Annotated in this window: 22 protein-coding genes, 1 pseudogene and 1 other annotated feature; of the genes and pseudogenes, 10 read left to right on the forward strand and 13 right to left on the reverse strand. The window is 45.3% G+C overall.

Translation table 11 applies throughout. The annotated features are described in order from the left end of the window. Positions 1-124 precede the first annotated feature (124 nt). A complete protein-coding gene (gene sbcB, locus RGV86_RS04185) occupies positions 125-1,552 on the forward strand; it encodes an exodeoxyribonuclease I (protein WP_000980575.1) in 1,428 nt (475 codons plus the stop codon). A gap of 73 nt (positions 1,553-1,625) precedes the next feature. On the opposite strand, the gene plaP is transcribed toward sbcB, so the two are convergent. The 4 genes from plaP to RGV86_RS04205 all read right to left on the reverse strand — a co-directional run bounded on the left by plaP (position 1,626) and on the right by RGV86_RS04205 (position 5,050). Beyond that, positions 1,626-2,984, reverse strand: coding sequence for a putrescine/proton symporter PlaP (plaP, locus tag RGV86_RS04190; protein WP_000019197.1), 1,359 nt, complete (start codon positions 2,982-2,984; stop codon positions 1,626-1,628). Beyond that, the gene (yoeI, locus tag RGV86_RS04195) at positions 2,974-3,036 is read right to left on the reverse strand and encodes a membrane protein YoeI (protein WP_105279388.1); all 63 of its coding nucleotides are present in this window, start codon (positions 3,034-3,036) and stop codon (positions 2,974-2,976) included. The genes plaP and yoeI overlap by 11 nt, the downstream gene beginning before the upstream one ends. A gap of 214 nt (positions 3,037-3,250) precedes the next feature. Then, on the reverse strand, positions 3,251-4,180 hold the full coding sequence (locus RGV86_RS04200) for a LysR substrate-binding domain-containing protein (RefSeq protein WP_000803376.1): 930 nt from the start codon (positions 4,178-4,180) through the stop codon (positions 3,251-3,253). A 45-nt stretch (positions 4,181-4,225) separates the two neighbouring features. Then, positions 4,226-5,050, reverse strand: a complete 825-nt coding sequence (locus tag RGV86_RS04205) for an SDR family oxidoreductase (RefSeq protein WP_085460837.1) — start codon at positions 5,048-5,050, stop codon at positions 4,226-4,228. A gap of 426 nt (positions 5,051-5,476) precedes the next feature. Between RGV86_RS04205 and hisL the strand changes: the two genes are divergently transcribed. From hisL to hisIE, 9 genes are all read left to right on the forward strand, one after another. Next, positions 5,477-5,527 (forward strand): his operon leader peptide, encoded by a 51-nt coding sequence (gene hisL / locus RGV86_RS04210; protein WP_001364200.1) that lies wholly within the window; start codon positions 5,477-5,479, stop codon positions 5,525-5,527. Continuing rightward, positions 5,503-5,626, forward strand: a sequence feature (His leader region). Its footprint overlaps the gene before it by 25 nt. 46 nt (positions 5,627-5,672) lie before the next feature. Further along, complete coding sequence (gene hisG / locus RGV86_RS04215) at positions 5,673-6,572, forward strand: ATP phosphoribosyltransferase (protein ID WP_000131781.1); 900 nt, start codon at positions 5,673-5,675, stop codon at positions 6,570-6,572. Positions 6,573-6,577: 5 nt separating this feature from the next. Beyond that, complete coding sequence (gene hisD / locus RGV86_RS04220; protein ID WP_000009582.1) at positions 6,578-7,882, forward strand: histidinol dehydrogenase; 1,305 nt, start codon at positions 6,578-6,580, stop codon at positions 7,880-7,882. Next, positions 7,879-8,949, forward strand: coding sequence for a histidinol-phosphate transaminase (hisC, locus tag RGV86_RS04225; RefSeq protein ID WP_085460838.1), 1,071 nt, complete (start codon positions 7,879-7,881; stop codon positions 8,947-8,949). The genes hisD and hisC overlap by 4 nt, the downstream gene beginning before the upstream one ends. Next, positions 8,949-10,016, forward strand: coding sequence for a bifunctional histidinol-phosphatase/imidazoleglycerol-phosphate dehydratase HisB (hisB, locus tag RGV86_RS04230; protein ID WP_000080099.1), 1,068 nt, complete (start codon positions 8,949-8,951; stop codon positions 10,014-10,016). Before hisC ends, hisB begins: the two co-directional genes overlap by 1 nt. Continuing rightward, positions 10,016-10,606, forward strand: a complete 591-nt coding sequence (gene hisH / locus RGV86_RS04235) for an imidazole glycerol phosphate synthase subunit HisH (RefSeq protein ID WP_001103560.1) — start codon at positions 10,016-10,018, stop codon at positions 10,604-10,606. Before hisB ends, hisH begins: the two co-directional genes overlap by 1 nt. Further along, positions 10,606-11,343, forward strand: coding sequence for a 1-(5-phosphoribosyl)-5-[(5-phosphoribosylamino)methylideneamino]imidazole-4-carboxamide isomerase (hisA, locus tag RGV86_RS04240; protein ID WP_032225603.1), 738 nt, complete (start codon positions 10,606-10,608; stop codon positions 11,341-11,343). The genes hisH and hisA overlap by 1 nt, the downstream gene beginning before the upstream one ends. Further along, complete coding sequence (gene hisF / locus RGV86_RS04245; protein ID WP_085460839.1) at positions 11,325-12,101, forward strand: imidazole glycerol phosphate synthase subunit HisF; 777 nt, start codon at positions 11,325-11,327, stop codon at positions 12,099-12,101. Before hisA ends, hisF begins: the two co-directional genes overlap by 19 nt. Beyond that, positions 12,095-12,706, forward strand: coding sequence for a bifunctional phosphoribosyl-AMP cyclohydrolase/phosphoribosyl-ATP diphosphatase HisIE (gene hisIE / locus RGV86_RS04250; RefSeq protein ID WP_000954890.1), 612 nt, complete (start codon positions 12,095-12,097; stop codon positions 12,704-12,706). The genes hisF and hisIE overlap by 7 nt, the downstream gene beginning before the upstream one ends. 96 nt (positions 12,707-12,802) lie before the next feature. Here the strand turns inward: hisIE and wzzB are convergent, their stop codons facing one another. From wzzB to rfbC, 9 genes and pseudogenes are all read right to left on the reverse strand, one after another. Then, positions 12,803-13,780, reverse strand: coding sequence for an LPS O-antigen chain length determinant protein WzzB (gene wzzB / locus RGV86_RS04255; protein WP_137598307.1), 978 nt, complete (start codon positions 13,778-13,780; stop codon positions 12,803-12,805). 145 nt (positions 13,781-13,925) lie between these two features. Continuing rightward, complete coding sequence (gene ugd, locus RGV86_RS04260) at positions 13,926-15,092, reverse strand: UDP-glucose 6-dehydrogenase (RefSeq protein WP_085460842.1); 1,167 nt, start codon at positions 15,090-15,092, stop codon at positions 13,926-13,928. Positions 15,093-15,337: 245 nt separating this feature from the next. Further along, positions 15,338-16,744, reverse strand: a complete 1,407-nt coding sequence (gene gnd, locus RGV86_RS04265; RefSeq protein ID WP_085460843.1) for an NADP-dependent phosphogluconate dehydrogenase — start codon at positions 16,742-16,744, stop codon at positions 15,338-15,340. Between the two features lie 134 nt (positions 16,745-16,878). Next, the gene (locus RGV86_RS04270) at positions 16,879-18,498 is read right to left on the reverse strand and encodes an LTA synthase family protein (protein ID WP_286136342.1); all 1,620 of its coding nucleotides are present in this window, start codon (positions 18,496-18,498) and stop codon (positions 16,879-16,881) included. Between the two features lie 77 nt (positions 18,499-18,575). Continuing rightward, positions 18,576-19,683, reverse strand: a pseudogene (locus RGV86_RS04275) (ISAs1 family transposase). A 305-nt stretch (positions 19,684-19,988) separates the two neighbouring features. After that, positions 19,989-21,065 (reverse strand): DUF1972 domain-containing protein, encoded by a 1,077-nt coding sequence (locus RGV86_RS04280; RefSeq protein WP_085460845.1) that lies wholly within the window; start codon positions 21,063-21,065, stop codon positions 19,989-19,991. A gap of 30 nt (positions 21,066-21,095) precedes the next feature. Further along, entirely contained in the window at positions 21,096-21,983 is an 888-nt protein-coding gene (locus RGV86_RS04285; RefSeq protein ID WP_085460846.1) for a glycosyltransferase family 2 protein, read from the reverse strand. After that, positions 21,970-22,938, reverse strand: coding sequence for an EpsG family protein (locus RGV86_RS04290; RefSeq protein WP_085460847.1), 969 nt, complete (start codon positions 22,936-22,938; stop codon positions 21,970-21,972). The genes RGV86_RS04285 and RGV86_RS04290 overlap by 14 nt, the downstream gene beginning before the upstream one ends. A 66-nt stretch (positions 22,939-23,004) precedes the next feature. Next, positions 23,005-23,562 carry a dTDP-4-dehydrorhamnose 3,5-epimerase gene (gene rfbC / locus RGV86_RS04295; RefSeq protein ID WP_085460848.1) on the reverse strand — a complete coding sequence of 186 codons (558 nt, stop codon included), beginning with the start codon at positions 23,560-23,562 and terminating at the stop codon, positions 23,005-23,007. Positions 23,563-23,568: the final 6 nt, after the last annotated feature.

Raw genomic sequence — 23,568 nt, forward strand, 5'->3', positions numbered from 1 at the left:
CATTTATCTCATTTTTAACCTGACATTATCAGTTGCTACTCCCTGTCAAATTGTCGCTCTAAAGCTGATTAGCACGGTGATATTTGATACTCTGACATACAGCAGAAATAACGGATTTAACCTAATGATGAATGACGGTAAGCAACAATCTACCTTTTTGTTTCACGATTATGAAACCTTTGGCACGCACCCTGCGTTAGATCGCCCTGCGCAGTTCGCTGCCATTCGCACCGATAGCGAATTCAATATCATCGGCGAACCAGAGGTTTTTTATTGCAAGCCTGCAGATGATTATTTACCCCAACCAGGAGCAGTTTTAATCACGGGTATTACCCCGCAGGAAGCGCGGGCGAAAGGAGAAAACGAAGCTGCGTTTGCCGCTCGCATTCATTCGCTTTTTACCGTACCGAAGACCTGTATTCTGGGCTACAACAATGTACGTTTCGATGACGAAGTCACACGCAACATTTTTTATCGTAATTTCTACGATCCCTATGCCTGGAGTTGGCAGCATGATAACTCTCGCTGGGATCTGCTGGACGTCATGCGCGCCTGTTATGCGCTGCGTCCGGAGGGAATCAATTGGCCTGAAAATGATGACGGTCTACCGAGTTTTCGCCTTGAACATTTAACCAAAGCGAATGGTATTGAACATAGCAATGCCCACGATGCGATGGCCGATGTGTACGCCACTATTGCGATGGCGAAACTGGTGAAAACGCGTCAGCCACGCCTGTTTGATTATCTCTACAGCCATCGCAACAAGCACAAATTGATGGCGTTGATTGATGTGCCACAGATGAAACCCCTGGTTCACGTTTCCGGTATGTTTGGTGCATGGCGCGGCAATACCAGTTGGGTTGCGCCGCTGGCATGGCATCCTGAAAATCGCAATGCCGTGATTATGGTGGATTTAGCTGGAGATATTTCGCCATTACTGGAACTGGATAGCGACACGCTGCGCGAGCGCCTGTATACCGCGAAAGCCGATCTGGGCGATAACGCCGCCGTTCCGGTTAAGCTGGTGCATATTAATAAATGTCCGGTATTAGCACAGGCGAATACGCTTCGCCCGGAAGATGCCGATCGGCTGGGCATTAATCGCCAGCATTGTCTCGATAACCTGAAAATTCTGCGTGAAAATCCGCAAGTGCGTGAAAAAGTGGTGGCGATATTCGCTGAAGCCGAACCATTTACGCCTTCAGATAACGTGGATGCCCAACTTTATAACGGCTTTTTCAGCGACGCCGATCGCGCGGCAATGAAAATTGTACTGGAAACCGAGCCGCGTAATTTACCGGCACTGGATATCACCTTTGTCGATAAACGCATTGAGAAGCTGTTGTTCAATTATCGTGCGCGTAACTTCCCAGGAACGCTGGACTACGCCGAACAGCAACGCTGGCTGGAGCACCGTCGTCAGGTCTTCACGCCAGAGTTTTTGCAAGATTATGCTGATGAATTGCAAATGCTGGCACAACAATATGCCGATGATAAAGAGAAAGTGGCGCTGTTAAAGGCGCTTTGGCAGTACGCTGAAGAGATCGTCTGAAAAGAAAAAACCGGAGCGATAAACTCCGGTTTTTAGTGACTTACCGAATGGTTACATCATCCGGCTTGTAATATTATGCAACGTCTTCGTATTGCGGAACCGGATTGCGGAAGCTCTTCGTCACGCAAGCCAGATAAATCAGACCGATTGCCGCCCAGATCAGACCCAGAACCATTGAGCTTTCTTCCAGGTTAACCCACAGCGCACCTACAGTCAGAGCACCACACATCGGCAGGAACAGATACTGGAAGTGATCTTTCAGCGTTTTGTTACGCTTCTCACGGATCCAGAACTGCGAAATGACCGACAGGTTAACGAAGGTAAATGCTACCAGCGCACCAAAGTTAATCAGCGCCGTTGCCATCACCAGGTCAAAGTTGATTGCCAGCAGAGCAATCGCGCCAACCAGGATAATGTTCATTGCCGGGGTACGCCATTTCGGGTGTACATAACCGAAGAAGCTTTTCGGGAACACGCCGTCACGACCCATTACGTACATCAGACGCGCTACGCCTGCGTGCGCCGCCATACCGGACGCCAGTACGGTAATGGTGGAGAAGATCAGCGCGCCAACCTGGAACGCTTTACCCGCAACGTACAGCATGATTTCAGGCTGTGACGCATCCGGATCTTTAAAGCGAGAGATATCCGGGAAGTACAGCTGCAGGAAGTAAGTTGCAAAGATGAAGATCATGCCGCCGATCAGCGCGGTCAGGAAAATCGCACGCGGGATCACGCGCTCTGCATCTTTGGTTTCTTCCGACAGGTTGCTGATGCCGTCAAAGCCGGTAAAGGAGAAGCACAGGATTGTCGCCCCGGTAATCATCGGGATAACATGCGCATCGCCAGACCAGAACGGACGGGTGCTCGCCAGCGTACCAGCGCCTTCACCTTCAAATACGCCGTAAACTACCATGCCCAAAATTACCGCGATCAGCACAACCTGCAACACTACGATTACCGTGTTGAAGTTCGCCACGGATTTCAGACTACGCAGGTTAAAGGCGGTCATAAAGGCCACCAACGCCACCACAAACATCCACGATGGGATGGAAGGCACCAGGGCTTCAAAATAAATTTTCGCCAACAGAATGTTGATCATCGGCGCGAACAAATAGTCGAGCAGAGAAGACCAACCCACCATAAAGCCAACGGTCGGGCTAATGGATTTCTGGGCGTAAGTGTATGCAGAGCCAGCAGAAGGATAGCGGCGAACCAGCTTCCCGTAGCTCAAAGCCGTAAACAGGATCGCAATTAATGCGAACGCATAGGCTGTCGGCACATGACCATCCGTGAGGCCTGAAACGATACCAAAAGTATCAAACAGCGTCATCGGCTGCATATAGGCAAGACCCATCATTACAACCGGAACTAACGTAAGCGTTTTACGCAATTCCACGCGAGAGGTGTTTGGAGTAACGTTATGCGACATGGTCATTCTCCTTTACGGTGAAAACCGTCGCGTAAGCAAAAAATTGCCCCATTTTTTTGGATTCCTCAGCGACAACAACTGTCGATTTTTAGTAAATATCTATCCGGTACGAAGCCCGGCCTCTTGGTATGAATGATTGGTTTGAAGCAAAAAATAACCGACGCGGATAAAACGTCGGTTTTTAGTCATTTTTTGACAGCGGCGCATTGTGCCTAAATGGGGGGTAAATGACAAGAGAATGAGAGGCTTGTCATAAAATTTTTTATTTAAATGGCTGATTTTCCGTCATCAGATTTTGCATAAACTCCAGCAATCGCACTATTTGCTAAAATCTCATCCCGCCACCATGCGCTGGCAAGCCCTGCGGTCTGTTCGTTCCAGCCAATCCAGACCGGTTCAAAAAGAGTTTGGGCGACCACTTTCTTCTCAATTAACGCGCCACTATCGAGAAAACGTTGCGCCAGATAGCGGGGTAAATAGCCACAACCAAGACCGCTTATTTGTAGCTCCAGTTTGGTTTTAAAATCGAATACGGTTATGGCTTCTTGTTCATCGAGAAGTTGCGAGGCCGTAGAAGCGCCTGCCTGCGCAGTATCACCCACCACAATCGCCCGATACCGCTTAATGATACGACGGTTTAACGGTTCTTCTTCCTGGGCTAGCGGATGATGAGGCGCTACCGCAAAAACTTGTTCCAGATCGCCCAACCGCGAGAAACCAAACTCACTGGAAGACGGTGGCTCATGCATCGCGCCAACAATAATATCCGCTCGCCCCTGAGTCAGGGCATCCCAGGAACCACCGAGTACACCATTGACAAACTTCAGGCGCGTCACGCTATGATGTTGATAAAAGGCTTCAATGAGTGGCGCAAGCAGGGAAAAAGGAAACGTATCATCTACCCCAATCACCAACTCGTTTTCCCAGCCTTCATGAAGTTTGATAGCCTGCTTTTCCAGTTCTCGCACGGTATGGAGAACTTCCCGCCCTTTCTCTAATAACATTTTTCCGGTACGGGTGAATTTAGCGCGGTGACCGCTGCGATCGAGTAATTGAATATTAAGGTCGCTTTCCAGCTTATGAACGGTATAACTCAGAGCGGACGGCGTCTTGTAGAGTTTGGCCGACGCCGCCGCAAAACTGCCTTCTTTTTCTAAGGCATCGAGGATCATCAACACATCCAGCAGTGGTTTCATACACGCCCCCTTGCAGTGTATGCGGCGTCCTGCTGGCGTGATCGTTTACTCCAGCGGCATTACCAGCGGATCGGGATACTGGTATTCAAATCCCAGTTCATTGCAAATCCGACTGCCATCAATAATTTTACCCTTACCGCTGTCCAGACTGTTTCTGAACTGCGGGGGTTCCAGCCCCAGTAAACGAGCCATCTGTGGGTAGAAAACATTGCGCGCAGGGTGAGCTGGCGCACATATATTATAGATGTGTCCGCCTTTAGGTGCCTGTAACAACAGGGTGATAGCGCCAATAACATCTTCCTGGTGGGCTAAATTAACACCGTGTTCACCGTCAGGCGCGGTTTTTCCGGCAAAGAAGCGTCCGGGATGGCGCCCTGGTCCGACCAGCCCCGCAAGACGCAGAATATCGACCGAAGTACCGGGTAAATTGTGCAGCCAGTCTTCGAGTTCTTCTAATACTCGTCCACTGTTGGTCACCGGATTACGCGGGGTAGTTTCTTTCACAGTGCCTTGTGCATCGCCATAGACAGACGTTGAGCTGGTAAAAATAATGCGAGGAATACGATGAGCCAGCGCGCTATCCACCAGCTCTTGCACAGCTTGTAAATAGAACTCATCGCCGGGGCCACTGCGACGTGCAGGAAGCGTAATGACCAGCGCATCGGCATCCATCAGGGCATCCAGATCGTCAGAATCACAAACTAACTCAGGCTCCATGCGAAGCAGATAGCTATCAATCCCGCTCATTCGGGCCGCTTCGACGCCATCTTGTGTGGTTTTACTCCCGGTGACCTGCCAGCCTCGCGCTGAAAGTGACATCGCCAGCGGCATACCTAACCACCCTAACCCGACAATTGCGACCTTTTTCATCCGTTTTCTCCTGATACACCTTAGATCTATAAGGCTACGCTAGCGTATCAAAACTGACAATTCATTCTATGAATGAAATCGAAACTGTTAGCAAATATACAATTGCCTGATGCGCTCCGCTTATCAGTCCTACAAAAACATCAATATATTGAATTTAGGCAACATTTGTAGACCAGATAAGGCATTCACGCCGCATCCGGCAGGAACAAAGCCCACTTTAGTTACAGAACACAATGTTCTTGAGGGTTTTAAAGACATATTTTCACGATTACTTTTTTAACGTAGCCACTCCTGGCCCCCTCCTTTCCCCGCTCATTCATTAAACAAATCCATCGCCATAAAATATATAAAAAAGCCCTTGCTTTCTAACGTGAAAGTGGTTTAGGTTAAAAGGCATCAGTTGAATAAACATTCACAGAGAATTTTATGACACGCGTTCAATTTAAACACCACCATCATCACCATCATCCTGACTAGTCTTTCAGGCGATGTGTGCTGGAAGACATTCAGATCTTCCAGTGGTGCATGAACGCATGAGAAAGCCCCCGGAAGATCGCCTTCCGGGGGCTTTTTTATTGCGTGGTTGATACCGATTCAGACAGGTTAAAAGAGGAAGAAGAAAATGACAGACAACACTCGTTTACGCATAGCTATGCAGAAATCAGGGCGTTTAAGTGATGACTCGCGCGAATTACTGGCGCGCTGTGGTATTAAAATCAATCTTCACACCCAGCGCCTGATCGCAATGGCTGAAAACATGCCGATTGATATTCTGCGCGTGCGTGACGACGACATTCCCGGTCTGGTAATGGACGGCGTGGTTGACCTTGGGATTATCGGCGAAAACGTGCTGGAAGAAGAACTGCTTAACCGCCGCGCCCAGGGTGAAGATCCGCGCTACTTTACCCTGCGTCGTCTGGATTTCGGCGGCTGCCGCCTTTCGCTGGCAACGCCGGTTGATGAAGCCTGGGACGGCCCGCTCTCCTTAAACGGTAAACGTATTGCCACCTCTTATCCTCACCTGCTCAAACGTTATCTCGACCAGAAAGGTATCTCTTTTAAATCCTGCTTACTGAACGGTTCTGTCGAAGTCGCCCCGCGCGCCGGACTGGCGGATGCGATTTGCGATCTGGTTTCCACCGGTGCCACGCTGGAAGCCAACGGCCTGCGCGAAGTCGAAGTTATCTACCGCTCGAAAGCCTGCCTGATCCAGCGCGATGGCGAAATGGAAGAATCCAAACAGCAACTGATCGACAAACTGCTAACCCGTATTCAGGGCGTGATCCAGGCGCGCGAATCGAAATACATCATGATGCACGCACCGACCGAACGTCTGGATGACGTCATCGCCCTGCTACCTGGCGCAGAACGCCCGACTATTCTGCCGCTGGCGGGTGACCAACAGCGCGTAGCAATGCACATGGTTAGTAGCGAAACCCTGTTCTGGGAAACCATGGAAAAACTGAAGGAACTGGGCGCCAGCTCGATTCTGGTTCTGCCAATTGAGAAGATGATGGAGTAATAGCCATGAGCTTTAACACAATCATTGACTGGAATAGCTGTACTGCGGAGCAAAAACGCCAACTGTTAATGCGCCCGGCGATCTCCGCCTCTGAAAGCATCACCCGTACCGTCCGTGAAATTTTAGATAACGTGAAAACTCGCGGCGATGACGCCTTACGGGAATACAGCGCGAAGTTTGATAAAACCACGGTTACCGCGCTGAAAGTAACTACTGAGGAAATTGCCGCAGCCTGCGAACGCCTGAGCGACGACCTGAAACAGGCGATGGCGGTGGCAGTTAAGAATATTGAAAACTTCCATAATGCCCAGAAACTGCCGACGGTAGATGTCGAAACTCAGCCTGGCGTGCGTTGCCAGCAGGTAACGCGCCCAGTAGCTTCAGTTGGTTTGTATATTCCTGGCGGCTCCGCCCCGCTTTTCTCAACCGTATTAATGCTGGCGACTCCGGCGCGTATTGCGGGTTGCAATAAAGTCGTGCTGTGCTCACCGCCGCCGATTGCCGATGAGATCCTCTACGCAGCGCAGCTGTGCGGCGTACAAGAAGTGTTTAACGTCGGTGGCGCGCAGGCCATTGCCGCACTGGCGTTTGGTACTGAATCCGTGCCAAAAGTGGACAAAATCTTCGGGCCGGGTAACGCCTTTGTCACCGAAGCAAAACGTCAGGTTAGCCAGCGTCTGGACGGTGCGGCGATCGATATGCCCGCAGGCCCGTCGGAAGTGCTGGTCATTGCCGACAGCGGCGCAACACCGGATTTTGTCGCTTCTGATTTACTCTCCCAGGCAGAACACGGCCCGGATTCACAGGTGATTTTGCTGACGCCCGATGCTGATATGGCGCGTCGCGTTGCCGAAGCCGTCGAACGCCAGTTGGCAGAACTACCGCGTGCCGAAACCGCACGTCAGGCACTGAGCGCCAGTCGCCTGATCGTGACCAACGATTTAGCGCAGTGCATAGAGATCTCCAACCAGTACGGCCCGGAGCACCTGATCATTCAGACCCGCAACGCCCGTGAACTGGTCGATAGCATCACCAGTGCCGGTTCGGTATTTCTTGGTGACTGGTCACCGGAATCGGCGGGCGACTACGCCTCCGGCACCAATCACGTGCTGCCGACTTACGGTTATACCGCCACCTGTTCCAGCCTCGGCCTGGCGGATTTCCAGAAGCGTATGACCGTGCAAGAACTGTCAAAAGAAGGGTTTTCCGCGCTAGCTTCGACCATTGAAACGCTGGCCGCCGCCGAGCGCCTGACCGCCCACAAAAATGCCGTTACTTTGCGTGTTAACGCCCTTAAGGAGCAAGCATGAGCACCGTGACTATTACCGATTTAGCGCGTGAAAACGTTCGCAACCTGACGCCGTATCAGTCGGCACGTCGTCTGGGTGGTAACGGCGATGTCTGGCTGAACGCCAACGAATATCCCACAGCCGTCGAGTTTCAGCTAACACAGCAAACGCTCAACCGCTACCCGGAATGTCAGCCGAAAGCGGTCATTGAAAATTATGCGCAGTATGCAGGCGTGAAACCGGAGCAGGTGCTGGTCAGCCGTGGCGCGGACGAAGGTATTGAACTGCTGATTCGCGCTTTTTGTGAACCAGGGAAAGACGCCATTCTCTATTGCCCGCCAACTTACGGCATGTACAGCGTCAGCGCCGAAACCATTGGCGTCGAGTGCCGTACCGTACCTACGCTGGAAAACTGGCAACTGGACTTGCAGGGGATTTCCGACAAGCTGGACGGCGTGAAAGTGGTCTACGTTTGCAGCCCCAACAACCCAACCGGGCAACTGATCAACCCGCAGGATTTTCGCACGTTGCTGGGGTTAACGCGCGGTAAAGCCATTGTGGTCGCCGATGAAGCTTATATTGAATTTTGCCCACAGGCATCGTTGGCTGGCTGGTTGGCGGAATATCCGCACCTGGCTATTTTGCGCACCCTTTCGAAAGCCTTCGCTCTGGCGGGTCTTCGGTGCGGGTTTACGCTGGCAAACGAAGAAGTCATCAACCTGTTAATGAAAGTGATCGCCCCCTACCCGCTCTCGACGCCGGTTGCCGACATTGCCGCACAGGCGTTAAGCCAGAAGGGAATCATCGCCATGCGTGAGCGGGTGGCGCAAATTATTGCAGAACGCGAATACCTGATTGCCGCACTGAAAGAAATCCCCTGCGTGGAGCAGGTTTTCGACTCCGAAACCAACTACATTCTGGCGCGCTTTAAAGCCTCCAGCGCGGTGTTTAAATCTTTGTGGGATCAGGGCATTATCTTACGTGATCAGAATAAACAACCCTCTTTAAGCGGCTGCCTGCGAATTACCGTCGGAACCCGTGAAGAAAGCCAGCGCGTCATTGACGCCTTACGTGCGGAGCAAGTTTGATGAGCCAGAAGTATCTTTTTATCGATCGCGATGGAACCCTGATTAGCGAGCCGCCGAGTGATTTTCAGGTGGACCGTTTTGACAAACTCGCCTTTGAACCAGGCGTGATCCCGGAACTGCTGAAGCTGCAAAAAGCGGGCTATAAACTGGTGATGATCACCAACCAGGATGGTCTGGGGACGCAAAGTTTCCCGCAGGCGGATTTCGATGGCCCGCACAACCTGATGATGCAGATCTTCACCTCACAAGGCGTTCAGTTTGATGAAGTGCTGATTTGTCCACACCTGCCCGCAGATGAGTGCGACTGCCGTAAACCGAAAGTAAAACTGGTGGAGCGTTACCTGGCTGAACAAGCAATGGATCGTGCCAACAGTTATGTGATTGGCGATCGCGCGACCGATATTCAACTCGCAGAAAACATGGGCATTAATGGTTTACGCTACAACCGCGAAACCCTGAACTGGCCGATGATTGGCGAGCAACTCACCAAACGTGATCGTTACGCTCACGTGGTACGCAACACCAAAGAGACGCAGATTGACGTTCAGGTGTGGCTGGATCGCGAAGGCGGCAGCAAAATTAACACCGGCGTTGGCTTCTTTGATCACATGCTGGATCAGATCGCCACCCACGGCGGTTTCCGTATGGAAATCAACGTCAAAGGCGACCTCTATATTGACGATCACCACACCGTCGAAGATACCGGCCTGGCGCTGGGCGAAGCGTTAAAAATCGCCCTCGGCGACAAACGCGGTATTTGCCGCTTCGGTTTTGTGCTGCCGATGGACGAATGCCTTGCCCGCTGCGCGCTGGATATCTCTGGTCGCCCACACCTGGAATATAAAGCCGAATTTACCTACCAGCGCGTGGGCGATCTCAGCACTGAAATGATCGAGCACTTCTTCCGTTCGCTCTCTTACACCATGGGCGTGACCCTGCACCTGAAAACCAAAGGTAAAAACGATCATCACCGTGTAGAGAGCTTGTTCAAAGCCTTTGGTCGCACCCTGCGCCAGGCCATCCGCGTGGAAGGCGACACCCTGCCCTCGTCGAAAGGAGTGCTGTAATGAACGTGGTGATCCTTGATACTGGCTGCGCCAACCTGAACTCGGTGAAGTCTGCCATTGCGCGTCACGGCTATGAACCGAAAGTCAGCCGTGATCCGGACGTAGTGTTGCTGGCCGATAAACTGTTTTTACCCGGCGTCGGCACAGCACAAGCGGCGATGGATCAGGTGCGTGAGCGCGAGCTGTTTGATCTCATCAAAGCCTGTACTCAACCGGTGCTGGGCATCTGCTTAGGGATGCAACTGCTGGGACGACGTAGCGAAGAGAGCAACGGCGTCGATTTGCTGGGCATCATCGACGAGGATGTGCCGAAAATGACCGACTTTGGTCTGCCGCTGCCGCATATGGGCTGGAATCGCGTTTACCCGCAGGCAGGCAACCGTCTTTTTCAGGGAATTGAAGACGGCGCTTACTTTTACTTTGTTCACAGCTACGCGATGCCGGTCAATCCGTGGACCATCGCCCAGTGTAATTACGGCGAACCGTTCACCGCTGCGGTGCAAAAAGATAACTTCTACGGCGTGCAGTTCCACCCGGAGCGTTCTGGTGCCGCTGGCGCTAAGTTGCTGAAAAACTTCCTGGAGATGTAATGATTATTCCGGCATTAGATTTAATCGACGGCACCGTGGTGCGTCTCCATCAGGGCGATTACGGCAAGCAGCGTGATTACGGTAACGACCCGCTGCCACGCTTACAGGATTACGCCGCGCAGGGTGCCGAAGTGCTGCATCTGGTGGATCTGACCGGGGCAAAAGATCCGGCTAAACGCCAAATCCCCCTGATTAAAACGCTGGTCGCGGGCGTTAACGTTCCGGTGCAGGTTGGCGGCGGCGTGCGTAGCGAAGAAGACGTGGCAGCATTACTGGACGCAGGCGTTGCCCGCGTGGTCGTCGGCTCCACTGCGGTAAAATCACCTGACGTGGTGAAAGGATGGTTTGAACGCTTCGGTGCCGATGCGCTGGTGCTGGCGCTGGATGTACGCATTGACGAGCAAGGCAACAAACAGGTGGCAGTGAGCGGCTGGCAAGAAAACTCGGGCGTTTCACTGGAACAACTGGTGGAAACCTATCTGCCCGTCGGCCTGAAACATGTACTGTGTACCGATATCTCGCGCGACGGCACGCTGACAGGTTCTAACGTCTCTTTATATGAAGAAGTGTGCGCCAGATATCCGCAGGTGGCATTTCAGTCCTCCGGCGGCATTGGCGGCATTGATGATGTCGCTGCCCTGCGTGGTACTGGCGTGCGCGGCGTAATAGTTGGTCGTGCATTGCTGGAAGGTAAATTCACCGTGAAGGAGGCCATCGCATGCTGGCAAAACGCATAATTCCGTGTCTCGACGTTCGTGATGGTCAGGTGGTGAAAGGCGTACAGTTTCGCAACCATGAAATCATTGGCGATATTGTACCGCTGGCAAAACGCTACGCCGAAGAAGGCGCTGACGAACTGGTGTTCTACGATATTACCGCCTCCAGCGATGGACGGGTGGTAGATAAAAGCTGGGTATCTCGCGTGGCGGAAGTGATCGATATTCCCTTCTGCGTTGCTGGCGGGATTAAGTCTCTGGATGACGCTGCGAAAATTCTTTCCTTTGGCGCGGATAAAATCTCCATCAACACCCCTGCGCTGGCGGACCCGACATTAATTACTCGTCTGGCCGATCGCTTTGGCGTGCAGTGTATTGTGGTAGGCATTGACACCTGGTACGACGCCGAAACCGGTAAATATCATGTGAATCAATATACCGGCGATGAAAGCCGCACCCGCGTTACCCAGTGGGAAACGCTCGACTGGGTACAGGAAGTGCAAAAACGCGGTGCCGGAGAAATCGTTCTTAATATGATGAATCAGGATGGCGTGCGTAACGGTTACGATCTCGAGCAGCTGAAAAAAGTGCGTGAAGTTTGCCACGTCCCGCTGATTGCCTCCGGTGGCGCGGGCACTATGGAACACTTCCTCGAAGCCTTCCGCGATGCCGACGTTGACGGCGCGCTGGCTGCTTCCGTATTCCACAAACAAATAATCAATATTGGTGAATTAAAAGCGTACCTGGCAACACAGGGCGTGGAGATCAGGATATGTTAACAGAACAACAACGTCGCGAACTGGACTGGGAAAAAACCGACGGACTGATGCCGGTGATTGTGCAACACGCGGTATCCGGCGAAGTGTTAATGCTGGGCTACATGAACCCGGAAGCCCTGGATAAAACCATAGAGAGCGGCAAAGTCACGTTCTTCTCACGCACTAAACAGCGACTGTGGACCAAAGGCGAAACGTCAGGCAATTTCCTCAACGTAGTGAGCATTGCGCCGGACTGCGACAACGACACACTACTGGTGCTGGCGAATCCCATCGGCCCAACCTGCCACAAAGGCACCAACAGCTGCTTCGGCGACACCGCTCACCAGTGGCTGTTCCTGTATCAACTGGAACAACTGCTCGCCGAGCGCAAATCTGCCGATCCGGAAACCTCCTACACTGCCAAACTGTATGCCAGTGGCACCAAGCGTATCGCACAGAAAGTGGGTGAAGAAGGTGTGGAAACTGCGCTGGCCGCGACGGTACATGACCGCTTTGAACTGACCAACGAAGCATCTGATTTGATGTATCACCTGCTGGTGCTGTTGCAGGATCAGGATCTGGATTTAACGACGGTGATTGAGAACCTGCGCAAACGACATCAGTGAGTTGCAGGCTAACTGGATGTGATGTTGTTGTCACATCGGCAACAAAAAACGGGCACGGTGTCACCACCCTGCCCGTATTCTTTAAAGCTAAAAAGATTATTTCGCGTTGTAATTGCGCAGCGCATTACGCCCAAGCACAATCCCCGCGCCAACCATACCACCCAGCAGCACAGCCAGAATCAAGGTGATGGCCTTTTTCGGGCTATCGCGACGAATTGGCAGTGTGGGTTTCATAACGTAACGGTAGGCATTTATATTAAGATCATCAACCTTCAGGCTTTCGATATCCAAAAGGTTTTGACGAGTCTGGTAGTAGCCAGGAGAGAAAACCAGCGGACGGGTCGCTTCATGCTTTATCATCGACTCCAGTGCATCACTCCCCAGAAGGAACAACGTATCCTGCGTTACGTCTTCGGTCTGTTGAATCTGTGGCTTTGCCAACTGTGCCTGATTCGCATATTGCAACGCTTCCTGAATCTGGCGGATACGCAGATCTTTTTGCTCCTGCGCCACCACTTCCTGCGTTTTCAATGAGTCTTTCAGGGTTTTCATACCCAAGGCAATATTATCTTTCAGGTCCTTTTCCAGCTCTTCATTCACCTGGTCATCAACCTGTTGAATATATTCAGCCAGCTTCTTCTGTGCGTCCGCCGCAGTTTGCCCGACATAAGAAACAGCTAACGGCAACGGCTGGTTTTTAACAGAAGGCTCAATGATCAGTTTTTCTGGTTCTTCCTGATTATCCAGCGTTTCAGCTAATGCAGAGAAGGCAGAACTGAAGCGACCAATTAACGCCTCCTGTAAATCCGACACTTTCGGTGCAGCCGGACCATAGATAACATTCATGGCATTGTTATAGCCAGCAATTTGCCCCACATCTGGCTGAGTAACAATGGCTGTCGACGTCCATTTCTCTTTCGCGACCGCCAGATATCCGATAGCCAGAGCGATTGCCACAATAACAGTGATGAAGATTGTCACCTTCCCACGCCACAACTGCATCAGTAAATCAATTAAATCAATCTGTTCCGGGTCATGGTTATGCCCAGGAATATTATTATTTTCAACTCTCATCATTACCCTAACAGACGGAAAATTTCAGGTCGCCATAGTTTAGCGATAATCTGTATGAATGCTATAGGAGTAACAATAAAAATACCGAATTAATCCACAAACATTAAATGACGTGCGTACAGAAAACCATCATGATAACAATAGGTTAGTCACTACCGAAAAGATCACGGGTATAGACCTTATTTGCTACATCCTTAAGCTCTTCAGACATACGATTAGAAATGATGACATCAGCCTGTTGCTTAAACGTTGTGAGGTCACGTTCCAGTCGCGAGTTGAAGAACGATTCTTCCTTCATCACTGGTTCATAAATGATAACTTCAACACCCTTAGCTTTGATCCGCTTCATAATCCCCTGAATGGACGAAGCGCGGAAGTTATCCGAACCACTCTTCATAATCAGACGATATATTCCAACTACTTTAGGTTTGCGCGACAAGATAGCATCAGCGATGAAGTCTTTCCGGGTACGATTAGCCTCAACGATGGCGGAGATAATATTATTGGGAACAGACTGATAGTTTGCCAACAGCTGCTTAGTATCTTTCGGTAGACAGTAGCCACCGTAACCAAATGATGGATTGTTGTAGTGGTTGCCGATGCGCGGATCAAGACAAACGCCTTCAATAATTTGACGGGTGTTCAATCCTAAACTTTCTGCATAACTATCCAGTTCGTTAAAGTACGCCACACGCATCGCGAGATAGGTATTAGCAAAAAGTTTAATTGCTTCAGCTTCTGTTGAATCAGTAAACAGGGTCGGAATATTTTGTTTGATTGCCCCTTCTTGTAATAACGCGGCAAAACGCTCTGCACGTTCAGAACGTTCGCCGATCACGATACGAGAAGGATGAAGATTATCGTAAAGGGCTTTACCTTCGCGAAGGAATTCGGGGGAGAAAATAATATTTTCGGTGTGGTATTTCTTATGCATAGCGGCGGTAAAACCTACCGGAACCGTGGATTTGATAACCATTACCGCCTGGGGATTTATCTCTGTTACATCTTTAATTACTGATTCTACGCTGGATGTATTGAAATAATTAGTTTTAGGATCATAGTCAGTCGGAGTTGCGATAATCACATAATCTGTATTCCGGTAGGCTTCATTTTTATCTAAAGTGGCATTAAAGCATATTTTATCTGATTGCAAATACTGCTGAATCTCCTTGTCAACAATAGGAGATATCCTATCATTCAGCATTTCGACGCGTGCTGGTAAAATATCTAATGCTACAACCTCATGATTTTGTGCGATTAAAAGCCCATTTGAAAGGCCTACATAACCAGTACCGGAAATGGTGATTTTCATTTCATGCTCTCAGAATTAACTTAACTATGAATCATGATGTTTTTAGCATCCTGATAAGAGTTAAAAGTTTTAACGCTACGATGATGACTGGTCAACGCAACGAAAAACAATTCAGATTTTCTTTATAAGAATAGCTAATATTTATTAAGTTAATATTAAGCAATGAAATTTAGTCTATAAGATTTATGGCAAAAAAAAGCCCAGCGATAAATGCCGGGCCTTAGTTTATTACTGATTAAATCAGATTAATCCAACCATTCGGTGTGGAATACACCTTCTTTATCAATGCGTTTATAAGTATGCGCACCGAAATAGTCACGCTGTGCCTGGATCAGATTCGCAGGCAGTACCGCAGCACGGTAGCTGTCGTAATAGGCAACCGCAGCGGCGAAGGTCGGAACCGGGATACCGTTCTGTACCGCATAGGCTACTACATCACGCAGAGCTTGCTGGTAATCGTCGGCGATTTTCTTGAAGTACGGCGCTAACAGCAAGTTAGCGATCTTCGGATTTTCAGCGTAAGCATCAGTGATTTTCTGCAGGAACTGAGCGCGGATGATACAGCCAGCACGGAAGATCTTCGCGATTTCACCATAGTTCAGATCCCAGTTGTACTCTTCAGACGCGGCACGTAGCTGTGAGAAGCCCTGAGCGTAAGAAACAATCTTACCCAGATAAAGCGCACGACGAACTTTCTCAATGAATTCAGCTTTGTCGCCTGCAGGTTGTGCTTGCGGACCGGACAGTACTTTAGACGCCGCAACACGCTGCTCTTTGAGAGAAGAGATGTAACGTGCAAACACTGATTCAGTGATCAGTGACAGAGGCTCACCGAGATCCAGTGCGCTCTGGCTGGTCCACTTACCAGTACCTTTGTTAGCTGCCTCATCCAGAATCACATCGACCAGGTAGTTACCGTCTTCATCTTTTTTAGTGAAGATATCTTTAGTGATGTCGATCAGGTAGCTGCTCAGCTCACCGTTATTCCACTCGGTGAAAGTCTGAGCCAGTTCTTCGTTGGAAAGGTTCAGGCCACCTTTCAGCAAAGAATAGGCTTCCGCAATCAGCTGCATATCGCCGTATTCAATACCGTTGTGAACCATTTTTACGTAGTGACCTGCACCATCGGCACCAATATAGGTAACACACGGTTCGCCATCTTCAGCTACGGCAGCAATTTTGGTGAGGATTGGCGCAACCAGTTCATAGGCTTCTTTCTGACCACCAGGCATGATGGAAGGCCCTTTCAGCGCGCCCTCTTCTCCGCCGGAAACACCAGTACCGATGAAATTAAAACCTTCTGCGGAAAGCTCACGGTTGCGACGAATGGTGTCCTGGAAGAAAGTATTACCACCATCAATGATGATGTCGCCTTTATCGAGGTATGGTTTCAGGGAATCAATAGCAGCATCCGTGCCTGCACCTGCTTTCACCATTAACAGGATGCGACGAGGCGTTTCAAGAGATTCAACAAACTCTTTCACCGTATAGTAAGGAACCAGTTTTTTGCCTGGATTTTCAGCAATCACTTCTTCCGTCTTCTCACGGGAACGGTTGAAAATAGAGACGGTATAACCACGGCTTTCGATGTTGAGCGCAAGGTTGCGCCCCATCACTGCCATACCGACGACGCCAATCTGTTGCTTTGACATTGTTTACTCCTGTCAGGGGTGGTCACCGCGGGGTTGCGGCTTATTTAAGATAAAGAATAGCTTAATTTATATCTTATTTTACAGTCATATTTTTCATAATTAGGAGATCGATTACTTCTTACCCAATCATCTACTTATCCACTGATATTATAAAAACGTTCAGCAAGTTTTATTAATTCACTATCACTATTATTTGGTATTAGTTCAACATGATTTTCTTTGCTTGTAATGAAATAGTCACTACCAATAGCAGAAAGATGTGAAAATGGCGATGTGCATTCCTTATCAAAAAGAGAACATCCCAAAAAATAGTTCATTGAATACTGAATCCCTAACATGTGCAATATTGTTGGCGCAAAGCTTAATGAATTTTTACCGTCTGCATCCAAAATTTCAGGAGTGATATCTCCTCCAATAACCAGAAATGGTATTTCGCCTACAAAGTAACGAGAATCGCTATTAAATGCTTTTTTATATTCTGTCGAAGGAAATGTTGAATGATCTGACGTTATTATTAATAATGTATTATTATAAAATGAACTACGCCGAAAGAAGTCAACAAATTTCCCTAACTGAAAATCATAGTTATAGAATTTATTGTAGAGCGGGTTCTTACCATCAAAATATTTTTCATTTGGACTATCTTGACCATGATGAGTACCAGATGGATAGACACCAATAAAGAAATGTTCTTTTTTATTTTCCTGAGAACGTAAAAAATATTGCAGTGCATTAAATGTTTGCTTATCCGTCATTCTGTCTCGTTGATAACCAATAAAATCACCCATACCAAGAACTTTATCAAAATTAAGTGTCTTCAACATTGTATTCAGTGGGCTATTTTTTTCGGTGGAAGCTATAAAATAACTTTTATAGCCATACTCTTTTAATATATCCGATAAAGAGGTTTGACGATGAAGGTAAATGTTATTAATTTCTGCGTTAGATAATTGTGCAATACCTGTACCAGCATCAGTTAAACCATCTCGAAATTGATAACCAGAAGTTAACTGACCTCTCAATCCTCGAAATGTTGCAGCTGTATGGTTATAATAATTTTTAAAACTTAGTGCTTCAGTAGATAACTTATTTAAATTAGGTGTAACTGAAAATGCTCCTGGTTTGGCGTTGCCCACAATTTCAGATGAAAATCCCTCAGTAAATACTACAATAACGTTACGACCTTTGAAACTGTAGTTATTTTCTATAGGGTTAATAAAAACACTTGTTTTTAAAAAAGATTTCCCTGCATCTCCGATCTTCTTACTAGGCTTAAAGGTTTGCTGTAAATAGAACAATTTTGCCGTTTCATAAAAAGCATATACTGGTCCCGCACTTATGAAAGAACACACAAGCAATAATACTATACAGAGAAGGTTAAATTTATAATATTTAATACGCTCGATTAGAGCACCTGAAGGCATTGTAATGAATGAAACTATAACAAATAAAATAAAAACAAAAAAAACTTTAATTACCTCACCAATACCCAGGGATTCAATTTCTGCAGCATTCGACAAGGCAAGAGGCATCAAATATTGTCCTGAACTAAATAGCGACGCTGCCTGCACACCTAAAATGCAAAGATAAATTCTCCATAAAATATTACTTACAAACTTTCTCTTTATCAGAAAGATTGCCACACTTGTAAATGTGTATTCAATAGTAAATAAAAAAGCACAATCCGCCCTTCCAGAGTAAAGTAAAACACTCAAAAAAATACAGAAAGGTAAAATTATTCTAATAATATTCATAAAGTTCATGTTGGGTTAAACCATATTATTTGAAATTTTTAATGTTATTTATTCAGCATTGTATCACCAGCGCAAGATTACGAAAGCCGGCTCCCCGCAAAGACTGACGCGAGGTAGTCTCTGTCCATAGCTGTTTTTCCCATCTTACATCTTAACCCTGCCTTGAATACTTTATCTTTCGTCAAAATATTAATGGCGATATGCCTTATCCCCGAAAATAATTCAGCTGCATTTCCCCTTCTTATTTTGCAGTCGTCTTCATTCATTACCACGTCCAGACGCCAGTGCAGCTTATTCTCTACGTGCCAGTGATTTTGAATCGCTGTCGCAAACTTCTCTGCTGTTAAATCAGCAGAACTGATATAATATCTGACCGTCATTTCTGGCTCATTCTTTTTCTCTGCTATTATTGACCGAAAGGAGACTACACGCGTCATTTTTTCAGTCCTTTCCATTCAAACGTGAAATCAATAAGTTCATCAGGGACATCGCAAACAATATACAGGCGGATTTCCTCTCTGCCTTGACTCTTTTCACTAATTGCGTAACTGTCATGCTCTGGATTATTTAATTCTTTCAGCTGGAATTTTTCCTCAAAGGATTTATTAAACCGCCCCTGATTTCCTTTTACAGCGAATAAATAATCACCTCCCTGTATTTGTATCTTCTCTGCAATATCTTTCTGGCATCCCATCGCATCAGTTGTGATAACTTTTCCTTTAATATCCAACATGTTAATAAGTTCAGGGATAGCTGTGATCTCATTAGATTTCTCATCCGTCTTGATCTGTCCGATGACGAGACTGTGCATTGTTGAGAACGCACTAATGGCATGAATCGCTCCCTTGCGGAGACTCTTATCATAAGAGTGCCGGAGCGTTTTTCCATCTATTGCAATGACGTCTTTATCATTTGAGGAATGGCAGTCACGCATCCAGTTAATAAAGCACTCGTGAAATTTTGCAGGACTGATACAGGATACAACTCTGGCAATGGTATCGTGAACAGGAATACCACTTTCAAAATTACCATATTGCTTCAAAAAATCGAGATGTGTTTTACCAAAATCCTCTATATCTTCCCGCCTTCTGCACCAGAAATGACGGCACAAACAGTCAACAGTAGAATATCTGACAATTTATGTTCTACTTTCCAAGATTGTCTGTAATCGGGGATAATAGAAATATGTTACATCAATGTTTTAGGTTCCATTTTGTTCTCCTTATTTATGAAAGGAGTATATGATCATATATAAGCTATGAAAAACAGCTTTAGGTAATAAAGAATATCTCAATTATTGAACATAAAATGCGAATTATTTAGTACAAAAAAGCAGCGTTACGTGATCTTTCCCTAGCATACCATGACCTTTCCCTGGTCACGCTATAGCCTCACAGTGCTAATCATTAGTTCTAAAGGAAGTGTATTTGAGATAACACTTAAGATATTGCAGCTTAGAAAATAACAATGTAAACCTAATTACATTACTTTTAATAAGTAGATTCATACATGGCTGCTATATTTCTCCAGTTATACATATCTTCAGCATATTTTTTAATATCAAATACTCGACATTTAAGATTTCCAAAAGACAAACTTTCTACTAATGAACTAAGCTGTTCAGAATTACTAAAATAATGTGCTAAATCATTAGTTGTGTAACGATTAAAATTGCAATCAAAGGCAAAAATAGGAATATTAAAATGCATTGCTTCAACTAAAGAAGGGTTTGTTCCACCCGCAGAATGTCCATGAATGTATGCAAGACAATTTTTTCTTAATTTATAAAGCTCTTTAATATTATAGTTAGGCTCAAGTAATGTGATGTTTTGATAATTGGAATAATAAGTTTTTAGCTGGCGTCCATACTCACTGTTTCCCCAATTACCCATAAATTTAATTTTTTTATCTGTATTAACGAAGGCATTCAGAATCATTTCTATATTATTTTCAGGCTCTATCCTGCAAAGCCCCAAATAATAATCATCTTTTTTTTGAAGATCATCTTTTAGTATACTAAAGTTAGTTGCATGATCTCCTCCATAAGCTATAACTGCACTTTTTTTCTTGTACCTATTTTCTACATAATCAGCTATTGCTTGATTATCTGAAATTATAACATCAGCTAATTTAATAGAAATCGCTTCAGATTTTTTAAGGAATTTCTTAGCAAACACTCCCCATTTATTTCTACGCCATTCAAGCCCATCGATATTAACAATAATCTTAGATTTTGAAAATAGTTTATAAATTGGTAGAAATAAACAACCAGACACTCCTAATATTAAAGTAACGTCTGGTTTTTTGAATAAACAAAAAATTAAGCACATTATATCATAAATTATGCTAGCGGCACCATTGGCATTTATAGGCAGATAGATTAATTTTGCCTTTTTATAATTTTTCATTTTTTTTTCATATTTTTTTGAAGAGCAAAATATCTGATATTGTATATCATCAGATTGATAATCGACTAGGTTCTGAACCAGTGATTCAAATCCACCATAACAAGCAGGAACACCCACTGTGCCAACTACAGCGACCGTCTTCATTTTATTTGCTTCCATTTAAACACCTTGAGCCTAACCATTTTATTATTAAAAATTATTGAACATACCATCATGCACAGCTTTAACACAAATCTTCAATGAATTTAACTTCTCTTTTGAATATAAAATTTCGAATACAACATTCTTTGCTGCGTGAAAAAAGGCATGATAACGATACTTAAAACTATAATTTGAATGCATCATTAAGTATATTGCATTGCGTATTTTATAAAAATTTCTGAAAGAATTATGTATCGTTACAGATCGACCAGCAAAAGTTTTCTGCCCATATCCAAGTTCATGAGAAATAATAACTGATGGAGTCTGGACAATAATCATATTTTTAGCTAACGCACGCCAACACCATTCTGTGTCAACCCAGTCTATAAAGAGTTTTTCACAAAATGGCCCTACTACACTCCATGCTTCACGTGATATTAACATCCCAGAGGCAATAACATGTGAGGGATAAAGATCATCGTCAACTTCACTACATACAACTTTTGTACTTGTAAAAACATTTAGACTGACTGATGGGTGCATATATTTTGAACGATGGTCTTTAAAAAAAGGGGAAGCACAAGCAACATTTTTACCTTGTTTTTTATTTTTCGTAAACGTACTCTTAAGATTTTCAATAACATCGGTAGGAAAACAAGTATCCTGATCTGAGAAAAATAAATAGTCAAACTCTTTTGCTTCCACGCCCTTCTTGACACCGTGGTTTTGAGCAAATGCAATGCCTTTATTTTCAGAAAGTAAAATAATTTCAAGGTTATTAACAACAATGTTTTTTATCAACTCACTATTATTTGAGCCATTATCTACAAGAATTATTCTCTCAACTTGTGGAGCTAAAGAATTAATACATTCCGTCAAACGAATAATTTCCGGGTTGTAAGTAACAATTATAGCTAACACCTTAGCCTGACACATTAAGCACTCCAAAAACCATATGATAATAGTATGTTAGATACAATAAAATTAACAGTTTGAAAAAAATAAAATAATAATTCGTTTTTTGCTTAATAAATACCCCAATAGTTAGCATAAGGAAAAAATACATTTCCAAAATACGAAAAGCCATAACAGGAAGAGAGAAAAGACTAAAAGTCACGTATTGCATAATACCATAACAAAAGAAAAACCTTAAAAACGGCCTTTCATTTCTGATAATTGATATGTAACTAATAATAAACCAAGTAATAGCGGTAAGGGATAATGAATTTATTAAATTGACACCAGCTTCATTGCCTATTTTTTGTCCCACACCAAAATTTCTTATTAAATATATAAACTCTTTTCCTTCTCCTGATATTGCAAGTAAAACAAGAATACTGAAACAAAAATAACCAAAGCATCTTATTTTTGACGAATAGACAAAAGGGTATAAAAACAAAAAAGGTAGAGCAGACCAATGAGTTGCAATGGCACAGAATACCGAAAAATAAAAATAAATCGGTTTATTTATAAACAAATAATATACAGAAAACATTAAAATAGAAATGCATAGACCATTTCTGAACTGAGTATAATCTAAAACCCAAAGTGCAACACAAACATAATAAATAAAGAATAAAGTCAACCCTGAAAAATTTCGCGGATAGTTAGCAAGAAACCTTGCCTTAATAAAAAAAGAACATGTTAAAATTATAAAAATGATAGCTTCATAACTGTTAGTTATTAACATCAATCCACGATAAAATAACTCAAGAACCCCCCCCCCTTCTTCACCAGAAAAGATCTGTATATAATTATTATAGTCTCTACTTTTTCCCAGAAACTGCGTATTTGCGACAATAAATCCTATAATAAGTGTAAGTACAAAAAATAAGTAGATAATACTTATTAAGTTTTTATCGTGTTTATACTTCGGACTATTTTTTATCATTATACAAACATACTCAAGAATATAAGTGACCACCTTTCCTTCAGAAGGATAAGGTGGCACACTTTATTAGAACAGTTCACTGTCCAATAATTCTGAAAATAATTTTGCTTCTTGATCTTTCTGCGATAATGCCAAGGTACTACTGCAGGAAGGCCAATCGATATTTAAAACAGGATCGTTATAAATAATTGCTTGCTGATGACCAGGAGCATAGTAGTTAGTCGTTTTATAAATAAACTCTGCTTCATCACTGGTCACCAAGAAACCATGAGCAAATCCTTCAGGAATCCATAATTGTCGTTTATTTTCTGCGGAAAGGGTTATCCCAAACCATTTTTTGAACGTTGGTGAATTTTTTCTAAGATCAACAGCAACATCAAATACCTGACCTACAACACATCGAACTAATTTAGCCTGTGCATACGGCGCTAATTGGTAATGCAACCCCCGTAGGACGCCTTTGCTAGATTTTGAATGATTATCCTGAACAAAATTTATGTGCCTGCCTATTGCCTTCTCAAATTCAACCTGATTATAACTCTCCATAAAAAATCCGCGTTCATCACTAAACACTTTTGGTTCTAGAACGATCAGATCTGGAATATCAGTTTTAAGAATATTCATATTTTT

Source organism: Escherichia ruysiae, assembly GCF_031323975.1.
Taxonomy (GTDB): Bacteria; Pseudomonadota; Gammaproteobacteria; order Enterobacterales; family Enterobacteriaceae; genus Escherichia; species Escherichia ruysiae.